General features: G+C 74.2%; 11 protein-coding genes. 8 read left to right on the top strand and 3 right to left on the bottom strand.

The window, feature by feature from the left end:
- Positions 1 to 216: 216 nt before the first annotated feature.
- Positions 217 to 2,820, bottom strand: coding sequence for a SpoIIE family protein phosphatase (locus ABZ564_RS29120; protein ID WP_360862108.1), 2,604 nt, complete (start codon positions 2,818 to 2,820; stop codon positions 217 to 219).
- Between the two features lie 343 nt (positions 2,821 to 3,163).
- Between ABZ564_RS29120 and ABZ564_RS29115 the strand changes: the two genes are divergently transcribed.
- On the top strand, positions 3,164 to 3,649 hold the full coding sequence (locus ABZ564_RS29115; RefSeq protein ID WP_360862107.1) for a potassium channel family protein: 486 nt from the start codon (positions 3,164 to 3,166) through the stop codon (positions 3,647 to 3,649).
- A 163-nt stretch (positions 3,650 to 3,812) separates the two neighbouring features.
- Positions 3,813 to 5,135 (top strand): geranylgeranyl reductase family protein, encoded by a 1,323-nt coding sequence (locus tag ABZ564_RS29110; RefSeq protein ID WP_360862106.1) that lies wholly within the window; start codon positions 3,813 to 3,815, stop codon positions 5,133 to 5,135.
- 224 nt (positions 5,136 to 5,359) lie between these two features.
- Here the strand turns inward: ABZ564_RS29110 and ABZ564_RS29105 are convergent, their stop codons facing one another.
- Positions 5,360 to 5,575: a DUF6059 family protein gene (locus ABZ564_RS29105; protein ID WP_360862105.1), complete on the bottom strand. Its 216-nt coding sequence runs from the start codon at positions 5,573 to 5,575 to the stop codon at positions 5,360 to 5,362.
- A 173-nt stretch (positions 5,576 to 5,748) separates the two neighbouring features.
- On the opposite strand from ABZ564_RS29105, the gene ABZ564_RS29100 reads away from it, so the two are divergent.
- The 4 genes from ABZ564_RS29100 to ABZ564_RS29085 are packed head-to-tail and all read left to right on the top strand — an operon-like array spanning position 5,749 to position 8,867.
- Entirely contained in the window at positions 5,749 to 6,522 is a 774-nt protein-coding gene (locus ABZ564_RS29100; protein WP_360862104.1) for an AfsR/SARP family transcriptional regulator, read from the top strand.
- Position 6,523: 1 nt separating this feature from the next.
- Positions 6,524 to 7,300: an alpha/beta fold hydrolase gene (locus tag ABZ564_RS29095; RefSeq protein WP_360862103.1), complete on the top strand. Its 777-nt coding sequence runs from the start codon at positions 6,524 to 6,526 to the stop codon at positions 7,298 to 7,300.
- On the top strand, positions 7,297 to 8,160 hold the full coding sequence (locus ABZ564_RS29090) for a metallophosphoesterase (RefSeq protein WP_360862102.1): 864 nt from the start codon (positions 7,297 to 7,299) through the stop codon (positions 8,158 to 8,160). The genes ABZ564_RS29095 and ABZ564_RS29090 overlap by 4 nt, the downstream gene beginning before the upstream one ends.
- Positions 8,157 to 8,867: a 4'-phosphopantetheinyl transferase superfamily protein gene (locus ABZ564_RS29085; protein ID WP_360862101.1), complete on the top strand. Its 711-nt coding sequence runs from the start codon at positions 8,157 to 8,159 to the stop codon at positions 8,865 to 8,867. Before ABZ564_RS29090 ends, ABZ564_RS29085 begins: the two co-directional genes overlap by 4 nt.
- On the opposite strand, the gene ABZ564_RS29080 is transcribed toward ABZ564_RS29085, so the two are convergent.
- Complete coding sequence (locus ABZ564_RS29080; protein ID WP_360862100.1) at positions 8,804 to 11,539, bottom strand: AAA family ATPase; 2,736 nt, start codon at positions 11,537 to 11,539, stop codon at positions 8,804 to 8,806. The two genes, ABZ564_RS29085 and ABZ564_RS29080, sit on opposite strands and share 64 nt — an antisense overlap.
- 247 nt (positions 11,540 to 11,786) lie before the next feature.
- Here ABZ564_RS29080 and ABZ564_RS29075 point away from each other — a divergent pair, with 247 nt between their 5' ends.
- Both ABZ564_RS29075 and ABZ564_RS29070 read left to right on the top strand, forming a co-directional pair.
- Positions 11,787 to 14,438: a DUF6531 domain-containing protein gene (locus ABZ564_RS29075; protein WP_360862099.1), complete on the top strand. Its 2,652-nt coding sequence runs from the start codon at positions 11,787 to 11,789 to the stop codon at positions 14,436 to 14,438.
- Positions 14,431 to 14,835: a hypothetical protein gene (locus ABZ564_RS29070; RefSeq protein WP_018522894.1), complete on the top strand. Its 405-nt coding sequence runs from the start codon at positions 14,431 to 14,433 to the stop codon at positions 14,833 to 14,835. The genes ABZ564_RS29075 and ABZ564_RS29070 overlap by 8 nt, the downstream gene beginning before the upstream one ends.
- Positions 14,836 to 14,839: the final 4 nt, after the last annotated feature.

The raw sequence follows: 14,839 nt of genomic DNA, 5'->3' as shown, positions 1-14,839 counted from the left end.
AAACCCGGCGTGAAGTTCCACGACCTGCTCGTCGTCTCCCTCGGCGGCCAGGGCCAGTACAACCACGTCATCAACAACACCGGAGCACCCACCTCCGGAACCTCCACCGTCCCCTCGAACGTGGTCTCGTTCCCGTGACGGAGGCCAGGTGACACCGGTCGCACGAGGTGAGTGACCGATGTGGGGCCCGGCCGTGTGCCGGGCCCCACGTCGTCGTCACAGCGGCCATTCGGCCGGGGGCGGGCCACCGAGCGCCTGCTCGGACCAGATGACCTTGCCCCGGTCGGTGTACCTGGCCCCCCAGCGCTGCGCGAACTGGGCGACCAGGAAGAGGCCCCGGCCGCCCTCGTCCGTGGTGGCGGCGTAGCGCAGGTGCGGGGAGGTGCTGCTGCAGTCGGACACCTCGCAGATCAGGGACCGGTCATGCAGCAACCGGACCTTGATGGGCTCGGAGCCGTAGCGGATGGCGTTGGTGACGAGTTCGCTCAGGATGAGCTCGGTGACGAACCCCTCCTCGTCCAGCCCCTGGTCGGACAGCCAGCGGACGGCCTGCTTACGGACACCGGCGACGGCCGCGGGGTCCGGGGGCACGTCCCACTGGACCAGCCGGGACGGGTCCAGGGTGCGGGTCCGGGCGACCAGCAGGGCCACGTCGTCGCCGGGACGGTTGGGCAGCATGGCCTCCAGCACGTCGTCGCAGGTCTCCTCCGGCGTGCGGTCGCGGTCGGCGAGCGAGCGGCGCAGCAGTTCCAGGCCCTCGTCGATGTCCCGGTCGCGGCGCTCCACCAGACCGTCCGTGTACAGGACGAGACGGCTGCCCTCGGGCACCTCGAGCTCGGTCATCTCGAAGGGCATGCCGCCGATCCCGAGGGGCAGCCCGGGCGGGACGTCCGGGAAGCTCACCGTGCCGTCGGGGAGCACGAGCGCGGGCCCCGGGTGGCCGGCCCGGGCGACCGTGCAGCGGCCGGACACCGCGTCGTAGATCGCGTACAGGCAGGTGGCCCCGGTGATCGCGGCGCCGCCCGACTCCTGGTCCTGGTCCATCCTGATGACCAGCTCGTCGAGGTGGCCGAGGAGTTCGTCGGGCGCGAGGTCGAGCGTGGAGAAGTTCAGGACCGTGGTGCGCAGCCGGCCCATCGTGGCCGCCGCGTGCAGCCCGTGCCCGACGACATCGCCCACGACCAGGGCGACCCGGGCGCCGGACAGCGGGATCACGTCGAACCAGTCGCCGCCCACGCCCGCCTGCGCCGGCAGATAGCGGTAGGCGACGTCCAGGGCGTTCTGCTCGGGCAGGCCGCGCGGGAGGAGGCTGCGCTGCAGGGTGACGGCCATCTCGTGCTCACGGGTGTAGCGGCGGGCGTTGTCGACGCTGACCGCCGCGCGGGCCACCAGTTCCTCGGCGAAGGAGAGGTCGTCGAGGTCGAAGGGCTCCTCGTTCCCCGCGCGCCAGAAGTTGGCGATGCCCAGGATGACACCGCGGGCCCGCAGCGGGACCGAGAGCAGGGAGTGGTACCCGTGCTCCAGGATGCGCGCGGCATGGTCCGGGTCGGGTTCGCGCCACTGCTGGGAGGCGGTCAGGTCGGAGACGATCCAGGTGTGCCCGACGCCGGTGCCCAGGCCCTCCGCCGTGGTCGGGACGTGGCCGATGACGCGTCCGGCCGGGTAGAGCGGGTGGTCCTCGGTGACGCTGCGGAGGGCGGTGCGGCGCAGGTTCAGGGTGTCGCCGGTGGACGGTCTCGGTTCCTCGCCGCGCAGGACGGAGTCGGCCAGGTCGACCGTCACGCAGTCGGCGAACCCGGGGACGGCGACGTCCGCGAGTTCCTGGGCGGTGGTGGTGACGTCGAGGGTGGTGCCGATCAGGGCACCGGCCCGGTAGAGCAGCGTCAGCCGCTCGCGCACGATCTCCGCCCGGCCGGTGACGGCCTGCAGTTCGGTGGTGTCGCGCAGGGTCGCGACCAGGCCGGGCTGGCCGCCGCGCTCCTCGGTGGGCCGGAGGTTGACGGCGAGCAGCCGGTCCCCGGCGGGCCGCAGCTCGTCCGTGGCGACCTCTCCGGAGGCCAGCAGTTCCGCGGTGCCGGGGTCGAGCCCCAGATCGGTCACCGCACGGCCCTCGGCGTCCGGCGGGAGGTCGAGCAGCCGCCGGGCCTCGTCGTTGGCCAGCAGCAGCCGGTGGTCGGCGCCGATGATGAGAACGCCTTCACGCACGGCATGCAGCACGGCGTCGTGGTGTTCGTACATCCGGGTCATCTCGGTGGGGCCGAGGCCCCGCGTCTGGCGGCTGAGCCGGCGGCTCACCAGGGCGGCGCCGGCCGCCGTGAGGGCGAGTGCGGTGATTCCGGCGCCGACGGTCAGCGGGATGCTCGGGTACGTCAGCCGGTTCACGGCCTCGACCTTGATGCCGACCGCCACCAGTCCGGCCACCGAGCCGTCGCTGCGCGTGACGGGGACCGCCGAGGCGACCGATTTGCCCCGGCTCGCCGAGACCGTGCGGGTGATCGCGTTCCCCTCGATGGCTTCCTCGTAGGGCCCGGGGATCTTCTTGCCGATGAGCGCGATGTCACGGTGGGTGTAGCGGATGCCGTCCGTGCCGGCCACGACCACGTACTCGACGCCGGTGCTCTGCCGGACCTCCTCGGCGCGCGGCTGGAGGACGGCCGTGGGGTCCTTGCTGTCGAGGGCCGCCGCCACGCCGGGGGCGTGCGCGAAGGTCTCCGCGACGCTCAGCGACTGGGAGCGCGCCTCGCTCATGCTGTCGTGCCGGCCCTGGACGACGAGGGCGACGACGGCGGCGGCGTCGAGCAGGACGACGATGCCGAGCATGAGGATGAAGAACTGGCCGGCGACGGTACGGACACTGAACAGGTCGCGCAGCCGGCGCCCTGTCGAGGGCCGCTCGCGCGGCGGCCCCGAGGGCGCGGGTGTGTCACCACCCGGGCGGCCGCCATCGTGTCGATGCGGACGCCGGGCGGAGCGGTGAAACCTCGCCCGGAATCGACCTGTGCCACCCACGTATTCAGGTTTAACACGGTTGGTCGCGGGGCGATCGGTGTGCGGGTCCGGTCCCCTTCCCCGGGTGGGCCGGCCCCGGTGCGATCGGGTGACGCGGGGGTGGCGGGCGCGTGCCCGGCCGACGGGACCGCCGCGGTCGCCCGATGATCCGGAAATGCTGCCTGTGTTCCTGACCAAGGCGGTCGAGCTGCTGCTCGGCCGGGAGAACCGCTCGCTGCATCTCAGGGCGGCGGGCTGGGCGGCGGTGCTGCTCGCCGTGACCGTGCTGGCCGGCTCCTGGCTGGTGGTCCTGGCCGAGCGGCACGCGCCGCACGCCACGATCACCTCGTATCCCCGGGCGCTGTGGTGGTCGGTGGAGACCGCGACGACCGTCGGGTACGGCGACTTCTTCCCGGTGACGCCGTGGGGGCGGATCGTGGCCGTCGTGGTGATGGGCGTCGGCATCACGACGTACGGGATGGTCACGGCCGCCCTCGCGACCTGGTTCGTGGGGCATGAGCGGCAACGCCGGCACCGGCTGGCCGCCGAGGCCGAGCACGCCGCGCGTCGGATGCGGGACGAGACCGCGCGGCTGCTGCACGAACGCTTCGACCGCATCGAGCGGCTGCTCGCCGATTCGGGCCGCAGGCCGCCGGGGTGAGCGGCGGGGCGTCGCGCCGGAATCACCCGGCCGTGTATGAACGGCCCGGTACCGGGCACCGGCATTTTTGATCACCCTCCCCGGGGCGCGGGAAACCGGCAGGATGGCGGTGTGCAGGGCCGCCGTCCCCGGGCGGCGGCGCCCGACCGAGGAGAGGAGCCCCATGCGGGAGACGCGTGCAGAGCAGTCGCCGTCGGACGAGGAGACCGCTCACGGCACGGCCGAGGAGGCCCAGGTGATCGTGGTGGGTGCGGGCCCGGCCGGTTCGTCCGCCGCCTACCACCTCGCCAGGGCCGGCGTCGACGTGCTGCTCCTCGAGAAGGCCCGCTTCCCCCGCGAGAAGGTGTGCGGGGACGGCCTGACCCCGCGCGCGGTGCACCAGCTGATCCGCATGGGCGTCGACATCCAGGCCTCCGGCTGGACCCGGTCGCGGGGCATGCGCTGGGTGGCCGGTCCCCGGCAGGTGGAGATCGACTGGCCGGCGCTGGGCGGCTTCCCGGACTTCGGGCTCACCCGCAGCCGGCACGACTTCGACGACATCCTGGCCCGGCACGCCGTCGCGGCCGGGGCCCGCCTGCGTACCGGTGTGAAGGTGAAGGAGCCGGTGACCGACCGGACCGGGCGGATCACCGGGGTGACGGCGGTGTCCGACGCGGGCACCGTGGCGCACCGGGCTCCCGTCGTGATCGCCGCCGACGGAGCCTCGGCCAGGATCGCGCTGGCCATGGGTCTTGAGCGGGACGCCAAGCGGCAGATCGCCACGGCCGCCCGGCGCTACTACCGCAGCCCGGAGCGCTCGCGGGAGGACTTCCTGGAGCTGTGGGCCGACCTCCGCTTCCCGAGGAGCGACGCCTATCTGCCGGGGTACGGCTGGATCTTCCCGATGGGCGACGGCCGGGTCAACGTCGGTCTCGGCGCGCTCCCCCACCGCCGGCTCGGCAGCGCCGACCTGCGGGCCACGCTCGACCGCTGGCTGGCCCGCACCCCGGCCGAGTGGGGGCTGCGGGAGGAGAACGCGGAGGGGCCCGTGCGCAGCGCCGCCCTTCCGCTGGGCTTCAACCGGCATCCGCTGTACACCCGGGGGCTCCTTCTGGTCGGTGACTCCGGGGGCATGGTCAGCCCGTGGAACGGTGAGGGCATCGGGCAGGCCCTGGAAGCGGGCGAGGTCGCCGCGGAGACGACGGCGCTCGCGCTGGCTCTGCCGCCGGGGCCGAGGCGGGAGCGGGCGCTGCGTCACTACCCGGCCGAGATGAACCGCCGCTGGGGCCGCTACTACCGGCTCGGCAACACGGCCGCCGACCTGATCTTCAGCCGGTCGGGCTTCCAGCCGGTGCTCAACCGCTACGTGATGGGGTCGCCGGCCCTGCTCAACACGCTGGCCCGGCTGCTCACCAACCTCACGGAGCACCCCTCGCGCGACGCGATCGACCATGTTCTGAACACGGCGGTCCGGCTCGTGCCCGCGCCTGGCGCCCGACGCCGTTGACCGGCTGGGGCGTGTCCGCAAAGTCCCGTCGTACGCCCGAAGGACGTGGCCTGCGGCGTCTGGTGCATCCCCCGAGTTCTCGGCGTCTCTCGAACAGGGGGGACCCCACTCCTCGCCGTGCCGGCCGACATCCCTCGTACCGGACGTACTCGGGGTGTCAGCCAGCGCGGCGAGAGTACGTGCCAGGCGCCGCGGGCCAGACGAGACCTTGCGGGTCAATACACCTAGGCCCCGGGCATCCCGAGCAGTTGCCGTCCCCAGGCCCGCTCGGCCGCGCTGAGCGGGATCTCGGGACACAGCCGCTCGGGGTGGCCCGGGGGCGGCCCCCCGGCGGGCTCGCCCACCTGCTCGTCGGTGGGCGGGATGTAGACCCAGATCCGACCGAAGGCGATCAATGAAGAGGCGAAGGACCGCAGATACCGGGCAAGGACAAGGCGCATGTCCCCAGCCTTCCCGCGTACGCCAAAGCCGCACCAAAGCCGGGCGCCCCCAGCGCGTTTCGGCCAATCGGCATACGTACGCAGTTTCCCCGATGTGCGGACAGGCGCACTCCCTCGAAAGTGGCTGGAGCCGGATACACGAAAATCCGTTCCCCCTATCGCACGAGGTATCGATGCGCTACGAACTGCTCGGCCCCCTCCGCGTCTCCCACGACGGCCGGGGCTGCACCCTCAGCGCCCCCAAGATGGAAATGACCCTGGCCACCCTGCTCGTCGGGGCCGGACGCGTGACCACCAAGGATCAGATCATCGAGGAGCTGTGGGGGTCGGGGCCGCCCCGGCGGGCCTCGGCCGCCGTCCACGTCTATCTCTCGCAGCTGCGCAAGTTCCTCACGGCCACCGGCGGCGACGGCGGCAGCGCCATCGTCACCAAGCCGTCGGGCTATCTGATGCGGCTCGACGGAGCGGGCTACGACGTCGACGACTTCCGGACAGCCGTGCGGGAAGGCCGTGGCCTCCAGCAGTCCGGACGGTACGAGGCCGCGCTCGACGCCTTCGGACGGGCGCTGTCCCTGGTGCGCGGCCCGGTGCTCGACGGCACGCCCGAGGGCCCGGTGCTGACCCGCTTCGCCACCTGGGTCGAGGAGGAACGCCTCGCCTGCCTGGAGCTGTCCGTCGAAGCGAGTACGGCGCTCGGCAGGCACCGGGAGGTCATCGGTCTGCTGAACACCCTCACCGCCGAATATCCGCTGCGGGAGTCCTTCTACCGACAGCTGATGCTGGTCCTGTACCGCTCGGAGCGGCAGGCCGAGGCGTTGCAGGTCTACCGCTCGGCCCAGCGCGTCCTGAGGTCCGAACTGGGCCTGGAACCCTGCCGGTCGCTGCGCCGGCTGCACCAGGCGATCCTCACGTCGGACCGGCTCCTCGACCTGCCGATGGCGAGCTGAGGTGGGCGCCGTACGCCAGGACGCCTGGCTGCGCCGCTATCACCCCACGGACGCCCGCGCCGAGCTGGTCTGCTTTCCGCACGCGGGCGGCGCGGCGGGGTTCTGGCGTCCGCTGTCCGCCGCCGTTCATCCCTCGCTGGACGTGCGAGCCGTGCAGTACCCGGGTCGGCAGGACCGGTACCGCGAACCGCCCGTCGCCGATCTGCACCGGCTCGCCGATCTGATCGCCGAGGCGCTGGAGGCCGGCCCGCCCCCGTCCGGACCGCGTGTCTTCCTCGGGCACAGCATGGGCGCCTCGCTCGCGCACGAGGTGGCGCTGCGGCTGTCCGGGACGGGCGGCCACGGCCCGGTGGCGCTGATCGTGTCCGGCCGGCGGGCGCCCTCGCGCGTCGGTGCCGGTGAACGGCTGGACACCGACGAGGCGTTGATCGCGCGGGTGCGGTCGCTCGGCGGCACGGACCCCGCCGTGCTGGCCGATCCCGATCTGCTCGACCTGGTCCTGCCGGCGCTGCGCGGCGACTACGCGGCCCTCGCCGGGTACGTACCGAGCGGCGTACTGCTCGCGTGCCCGGTCGTCGCTCTCACCGGCGACGACGACCCGGAGGCGCCGCCGGAGGACGTACGGGCGTGGTCCGAGCACACCACGGGCCCGTTCGAGCTGCGGGTCCTGACGGGCGGCCACTTCTGCCTGAACGACCACCTGCCGGCCGTCGCGGAACTCGCCGTCGCGCTGTCCGCCGCCGCCCACGCGCACGGGCGGGCGGTGAGGCCGTCGTGAGCGGGTCCGGGAGCCTGCTGGCCATCAGTGATCTGCATGTGGCCTTCGACGACAACCGGACGGTGCTGGAGGGGCTGCGCCCGGACCATCCGGACGACTGGCTGCTGGTGGCCGGGGACGTCGGTGAGATCGCCGGCGATGTCGCCCGCGCGCTGGAGCTGCTGAGCCGTCGCTTCGCCAAGGTGGTGTGGGTGCCGGGCAACCACGAACTGTGGACGCACCGCCAGGACCCGCTGCCGCTGCGCGGCCGGAGCAGGTACGAACACCTGGTGCGGGTCTGCCGCGACCTGGGTGTGGTGACGCCCGAGGACCCGTACCCGGTGTGGCGGGGCCCGGATGGCCCGGTGACGGTGGCGCCGCTGTTCGTCCTGTACGACTACACCTTCCGGCCGTCGGGGACCCGGAGCCGCGACGAGGCGCTGGAACGGGCCCGCGCGAGCGGCGTCGTCGGGACCGACGAGGCACTGCTGCACCCCGACCCGTACCCCTCGATCGACGCCTGGTGCCGGGCGCGCCTGGCGCTGACGGAACGCCGGCTCGCGGCGCTGGCGCCCGGGACCGAAACGGTGCTGGTGAACCACTTCCCGCTGGTCCGCGAGCCCACCAGGATCCTGCGCCACCCGGAGTTCGCCCTGTGGTGCGGCACCGAGGCCACGGCGGACTGGCACCGGCGGTTCAACGCACGCGCCGTGGTGTACGGGCATCTGCACATCCCGCGCACCACCTGGCACGACGGGGTCCGCTTCGAGGAGGTGTCGGTGGGCTACCCACGGGAGTGGCGCCGCCGGGACGGCGGGCCGGGCCGGCCCCGGGTCGTCCTGCCCGGTGTCGGGCACGATGTTCCGGAGGTCCGGCGGTGATCGGCGCGCTGCTGCCCGTGGGGGCGGTGGGAGTGGAGGTGTACGGCGATCCGGCCGGGGCTCGGCTGCATCCGGCGGAGGAGGCCGCGATGGCGCGGGCGGTGGCTTCGCGCCGCCGGGAGTTCACCTCCGTACGCCACTGCGCGCGCCTCGCGCTCAGTCAACTCGGCGTCGCATACTCACCGTTGGTGCCGGGCCATCTGGGTGCTCCGCGCTGGCCCGACGGGGTGGCCGGGAGCATGACGCACTGCGCGGGCTACCGGGCGGCCGCCGTGGCGCGGACCGGGGCGCTGGCCTCCGTCGGCATCGACGCCGAACCGGACCGCCCGCTGAAGCCGGGCATGCTGGAGGCCGTCGCGTTGCCGGCCGAGCGGGCGCGGCTGGCGGAACTGGCGTCCGGCCGGCCCGAGGTGGCGTGGGACCGGCTGCTGTTCAGCGCCAAGGAGGCGGTGTACAAGGCGTGGTTCCCGCTGACCGGGCGGCTGCTCGACTTCCCGGAGGCGGAGATCCGCATCGACGCCGGGGGCACCTTCCGGGCGGTGCTGCTGGTGCCCGGCCCCGTGGTCGGGGGCCGGGCGGTACGGGTCCTGCACGGCCGGTGGACGGCCGGCCGGGGGCTGCTGGTCACCGCGGCCGGGGTTCCTCAGCCGGCCAGGGCCATCAGCCGGACGAGTGCGGCACGGGAGTTCACGCCCAGCTTGCTGTAGATGTGCGTCAGGTGGACGTCCACGGTGCGCGGGCTGACCCGGAGCCGGCCGGCGATGTCCTTCGTCTTCAGCCCCTCACCGGCGAGTTCGGCGACCTCCCGCTCGCGCAGGGTCAGCTCGCCGAGCCCGCTGTCCTCCCGCCGGTCCGACATCTGCCCGGCGGCGCGGGCCAGTTCGCGGGCACGGGCGCCCGTGGGGCTGGCGTCGCCGAACAGCAGCCGCGCCTCCTCGTAGCAGGTGGCGGCCTCCGCCGGGAGCTCCCGGCCCATCAGGGCGTGGCCCCGGGCCAGCAGCGCGTGCCCGCTCTGTTCGACCAGGCCGACGGCGGACGCGGCCTCGGTGGCGCGTTCGGCCCAGACGTCCAGGCTGTCCGCGCCGGCCCCGGTCTGAACGGCCGCGGCGGCGAGCAGTTCGTAGTTGCGGGCCGCGAACACGGCGACGGGCTCGGCCACCCGCCACGCCTCCCGCTCGGGCAGCAACAGGGCCAGCGCGGCACCGGGCTCGCCCGAGGCGAGCGCCGCCTCGGCGAGCAGCAGCGCGTTGAGCGGCGTCCGTGGCTCCGGGGCGGTCCTCTCGGCGGGCGCCGGGGCGGGGCGCGGTGAGGTGCGGCCGAGCTGGGCCCAGGCGGCGGCGCTCACCGCGTCGGACAGCGCCGCGTGGTCGCCGCGCCCCATGGCACGGGCGACGGCGGTGCCCTCCCGCACCGCGCCGAGTGCGTCGGCGAGCCGGCCACTCTGGTAGTGGACGTACCCGAGCGTGTCGAGCAGCGGCGGCAGCAGGTGCGCGTCGCCCCGGTCGCGCGCGGCGGTCAGGGCGCGTTCGGCGTGGCCGTAGGCGGGCCCGTACCAGCCCATGAGCGCCTCGGCCCAGCCGAGGACCAGCAGATGGCCCGCCTCCGCGTCGCCCGCCGGCCGGCCGGTGTCCAGCTCGTCCAGGGCGTGGGCGGCGGCGTCGAGCGACATCTCGGCCGCGCACATGTCGGCGTCGAGCACCGCGCACAGCCCGGCGAGGCTGAGGGCGCCGCCCAGGGTGACGGGGTCGGCGCCGTCCGTGCGGTGCGCGAGGACCTCGACATCGGTGCGGGCGGGGACCTGGCCCGCGAGCACCTTGGCGAGCTGCTGGTGGACCCGCAGCAGCAGGCCCGCACCGGCCGAAGCGGCCTGCGCGGCGGGGAGTTCGGCGGCCAGCAGCGCCTGCGCCCCCTCGTCGTGCCCGGTCCCGGCGAGCACTGCGGCGAGGAAGGCGGCGGTCCGGGCGCGGACGTCCGGGGTGCGGCCGTCGGGCCCGGCGAGGATGTCCGCGCGCAGCGCCATGACACCTTCGGCGTCGCCCTCCCCCGCCAGGGCCCGCACCACCTGCTTCCACAGCTCGGTGCGGGGGCCTCCGGCGTCGCCGCCGTCACCGGTCCTGCGCCACAGCCGGAACGCGGCCGTCAGCCAGTGGGCCGCGTCCGCAGCCCGGCCGGCCTGGACGCAGGTGCGGGCCGCGGCGGCCAGGACCTCGCCGTCGGCCGGGCGGACACCCGCTCCCGCGCGCTCGATGTGCGGGGCGATGTCGAGAGCGGGCAGGCCGAGCCGGGTGAGCCGGTCCCGGGCCCTGCGGTGCGCGGCGGAGCGCCAGCAGGGGTCGGCGTCGGCGTACAGGCAGCCCCTGAGCAGCGGGTGGCGGAAGGCCAGGACGCCGGGGCGGTCCGTGGCGCGGACCAGATCGCGGCGGCGCAGGCCGGACAGCTCCCGGCAGGCCTCGTCGCGGGTCGTCCCGGCCACCTCGGCGACGGCGTCGATGTCGAAGACGCTGCCGAGCACCGCCGCCGCGTGCACCACCGTGCGGGCGGCGTCGCCGAGGAGTGCGGTCTCCGCGAGCAGCCGGGCGCCGAGCGCGCTGGAGGTCCAGAGGTCGAGGGCGTCCCCGGTCTGGGCGCCGGCCTCGGCGAGGGCCTTGAGGTAGAGGGGGTTGCCCCCGCTGCGTGCGTACAGGCTCTTCAGTTCCGGGTGGCCGGGGCCGGGGCCGAGGAGCGCGCCGCACTGCTCCTCGGTCAGGGCCCCGAGGCCGATGGTCTCGACCGCCCCGAGTTCCCCGCCCTGCTGGAGGAGGGCCCGCAGCGGCACGGGGGCCTGTCGGGGCCGGTGGGCGACGACGACCATCAGGCCCCGGTCGAGCGGCCAGCGGATCAGGGTCTCCAGGAGCCCGGCCGAGCCGGGGTCGGCCCAATGGAAGTCGTCCAGGACGAGCAGGGCGCCGGCCGGTGCGGCGGCGGGCCCGGCCGCGAGCAGGCGGCGGACCTGGGCGAGGAACGGGGAACGCCAGGTGCCCTGTTCGGCTCCGGGCGGGAGGTCGGTGAGCGCGTCGACGAGCGCGGCGGTGGCCGAGGTCTCCGCTCCCGGCCGGGCCGCGGTGCTCTGCCAGATGGTGAGGGCCTGCACGAGGGGGTGGAACGGAACCCGGGTCTCGGCCTCGGTGCAGCGGCCGTGGAGCACGGTGACCCCGTGGGCGCGGGCCTCTTGGGCGAGGGCGGTGAGAAGTCTGGTCTTGCCGGCTCCGGGGTCGCCCGTCAGTTCCACGATCGCCGGGCGTCCGTCGCGGGCCGCCCGCACGAGGCCGGTGAGCCGCGCCCATTCGGCGGTGCGGACGACGGCCGCGGTGCCCGGTCCGGTGATGGTGGTGATGCCCATGTCGGCAGGTCCCTTCCCCCGGTCTGCGTGGCCGCTCTCCCGGTGCACAGAGACACCCAATTGCTTCGGCCCCCGTCAGAGTAGGCGCGGGTGACGGCGTGAATCGCTCTGTAACAGAACTTTCATGGACCGTTCCGGGTGGGCGCGGCCCGTGGCCTTAGGAGTGCTTTAGACCTCCCCGGCAGCCTGACGGACATCGCAACCCCCGCTGATCCACCGCCCAGCCGGTCCAGTTGAGGAGCCGCCCGTGCCCACGCCCCGGGACCTTCCCGTCCATCGCGCCGTGCGACGTCTGCCCATCGGAGATCTCTGCGAGCTGCTGGTCGACCTGCACGAGGGCGAACTGATCGTGCGTCAGCTGGACCTGGTGGTGGCCGGGGGCTCCCGCCCTCTGCGCCTGGTGCGCGAGTACCGCAGCCATTCCCGGGTGGAGCTGGGGTTCGGCCCCGGCTGGTCGTACACGGCGGGCCCCGGCTACGAGCCGGACACCGGGGGCGAGCCGGTGACGGTCACCGACGCCCGGGGCCGGGTGGTGTCGCTGCACCGTGACGCCGACGGCCTGGTGTCGAAGATCGTCGATCCGCTGGGGGCCGAGGCCGCGTCGTTCGCGTACGACCGTGCCGGCCGGCTGGAGCGGCACACCGGGGCGGACGGGGCGACCACGGCCTTCCTCTGGGACGCGGACGGCCGGCTGGTGCGCGTCAACGATCCGCTCGGCGACGCCGTGGAGATCGCCTACGACGGTATGTTCGCGGTCTCGGAGCTCGCGTGGACCGGCCCCGGGGGCCGAGCCCGTACGGCGTTCGACTACGGGACGGACCGCACGGTGGTGACCGGTCCCACGGGGCTGCGCACGGGCTATGTCTTCGACGGGCGGGGCCGTCCGACGGCCGTCGAGTACCCGTCGGGCCAGGTGCTCGTCCGTACCCGGGACGCCGGCGGCCGCCGGGTCTCCGTCACCGACACCACCGGCGCGACGCTCACCCGGACCTACGACGAGCAGGGGCGGCCGGTGTCGCTGCGGCTGCCGACGGGGGCGCTGTCCCGGGTCGCGTACACCCCGCTGGAAGGCGGCGGGACGCTCACCGCGCTGCGCGGTCCGCTGGGCAACGAACTGCTGCTGGAGCAGGACGCGGCGGGCCGCCCGGTCCGCAGCCGCGCGGCCGGCCGGAGCGCGGACGTGGACCGGCGGAGCTACGACCCGGTCCACGGCGGGCTGACGGAGTTCACCGACGGCAACGGTGCCCGGACCCTTTTCGGCTACGACGAGGCGGGCGACCTCACCTCCGTCACCCCGCCCGCCCCGCTCGGCCGCACGGTCTTCGGCTACGACGGTCTTTCCCGGATCACGTCGGTGACCAGCGGGGCCGGTGACCGCATCGGCCACCGCTACGACCCGGCCGGCCGGCTGACGGAGGTCACTGACGAGAACGCGGGGCGGACGCTGCTCGTCCTGGCGCGCGACGCGCTCGGCCGGGTGGTCCGCAAGTCCGGGCCCGGCTGGTCCTACGCGTTCGACTGGGTCAGGACGGCGCGCGGCGACCGTCCGGCGGCCTCGGTCCGCTCCGGCGAGGCGGGCTCCTCGCCGGAGCGGACCGAGGCGGCGTACGACTCCGAGGGCGCGCTGACCTCGTTCACCACGCCGGGCGGCACCACTCGCTACGGCCTGGACGGCGCGGGCCGCACCGAGACCGTCACCACCCCGGCCGGCCGTACCGCGCGCTTCGTCCGCGATGCCGCGGGCCGCCCGGTGCGCGTCGAACTGGGCGCGGCCGTGCAGGAGATCCGGTACGACGCGTCCGGCCGCAGGACCGCCCTGACGGTGCGCGGGCCGGGCGGCGAGGCACTGCTGTCGGCGGAGTACGGGTACAGCTCGGGCGGCGGCGCGGACAGCGATCTGCTGCGGTGGGCGGTGACCGACGGGGAGTTCACCGGCTACGCGTACGACGGGCTCGGGCGCCTCGTGCGGGCGGGCGACACCACGTTCGCGTACGACGGCGCCCACCATCTGCGCCGGCTGGGGACCACGGAGTTCACGCTCAACGAGGCGGGCCAGGTGGCGCGGTTCGGCGACACCCTGTTCGCGTACGACGGGGCGGGCAACTTCACCGAGGAGACGAACCCGACCGGCTCGTTCCGCTACAGCGCCACCCACCAGACGCTGACCGGCATCTTCGGCGGCGTCCAGGTCGTGGACGTGAGCTACGACGGTCTCGGCCAGGAGACGCCGCGCCGCATCACCGAGACCACCGTGGACGGGCGCACCGTCACCCATGTGCTGACCCACTCCGCGCTCGGCATCGTGCGCACCGACGACGACGGCGTGGTGACCGACTATGTGCGCACCCCCGACGGCACCCTGCTCGCCGTGCTCACCGCCACCGGCCGCCACTACTGGGCGGTGACCGACCAGCAGGGTTCCGTCCTCGCGCTGATCGACGAGGAGGGCGCGCTCGCCGCCCGCTACCGCTACACCGCGCACGGTGCGGTCACGGCGTCGGGCGACGCGGCGGCGGCGAACCCCTTCCGCTACCGGGGCGCGTACCAGCTGCTGCGCAGCGCGCACCTGCTGGACCACCACCTCTACAACGGGTTCTGGGGGCGTTTCACGCAGCCGGACCCGACGGGCGCCCAGTACGCCCCGTACACCTTCTCCGACAACGACCCGGTGAACAGCGGGACATGGACGCGGCACGGCTTCTGGTCGGTGCTCGCCCGCCCTCACGAGCCCGCTGCGGAGGTCTTCTTCCCTTCGGTGCACTCCCCGGACGCGGCCGCCGCCGCGACGGCCGTCCTCACCGGGCCCGGCGCGCATCTCGCGGCGCCTCCCCTGATCGCCCGGACGTCACCGTCCCGGGCCGTAACCCCTTCCCATCGAGAGGAATCGTCAGATGGCTGACCAGATCGTGCTGCGCGTCCCCAGGGAAGTCGTGGTCAAGGTGGTCGACGACGTCGAGGTCGCCGATCCGAGCGTGGGCCAGACCGGCACGTTCGACGACGAACTGTTCGACGAGGACGGCAAGTTGATCGGCACCTCGCACGGTTCGTTCCGCATCGAGTACGTCCGGCCGGGCGACGGCGGCCTGCTGACCTACTACACCGAGGACATCACGCTCGACGACGGCACCATCCACGCCGAGGGGTGGGCGGACTTCAACGACGTGCGCACCAGCGAGTGGGTGCACTATCCGGCGACCGGCACCGGCGGCCGTTACGAGGGGCTGCGCGGCTTCCGCACCTGGCGGATGACCGGGGTCCGGGCCTCCGCCGAGGCGCGCATCCTGCTGTCCGACTGAGGCC

The sequence above is a fragment of the Streptomyces sp. NPDC019224 genome (assembly GCF_040632605.1).
Classification (GTDB): domain Bacteria; phylum Actinomycetota; class Actinomycetes; order Streptomycetales; family Streptomycetaceae; genus Streptomyces.
Note: the sequence above shows the minus strand (reverse complement) of the source record. Positions and strands in the feature narration are given on the sequence as shown.

What these genes read in the sequence shown, in the direction of transcription:
- ABZ564_RS29070 (WP_018522894.1), top strand. Translation starts at nt 14,431, where the DNA reads ATGGCTGACCAGATCGTGCTGCGCGTCCCCAGGGAAGTCGTGGTCAAG.
- ABZ564_RS29100 (WP_360862104.1), top strand. Translation starts at nt 5,749, where the DNA reads ATGCGCTACGAACTGCTCGGCCCCCTCCGCGTCTCCCACGACGGCCGG.
- ABZ564_RS29110 (WP_360862106.1), top strand. Translation starts at nt 3,813, where the DNA reads ATGCGGGAGACGCGTGCAGAGCAGTCGCCGTCGGACGAGGAGACCGCT.
- ABZ564_RS29080 (WP_360862100.1), bottom strand. Translation starts at nt 11,539, where the DNA reads ATGGGCATCACCACCATCACCGGACCGGGCACCGCGGCCGTCGTCCGC.
- ABZ564_RS29105 (WP_360862105.1), bottom strand. Translation starts at nt 5,575, where the DNA reads ATGCGCCTTGTCCTTGCCCGGTATCTGCGGTCCTTCGCCTCTTCATTG.
- ABZ564_RS29120 (WP_360862108.1), bottom strand. Translation starts at nt 2,820, where the DNA reads ATGCTCGGCATCGTCGTCCTGCTCGACGCCGCCGCCGTCGTCGCCCTC.
- ABZ564_RS29115 (WP_360862107.1), top strand. Translation starts at nt 3,164, where the DNA reads ATGCTGCCTGTGTTCCTGACCAAGGCGGTCGAGCTGCTGCTCGGCCGG.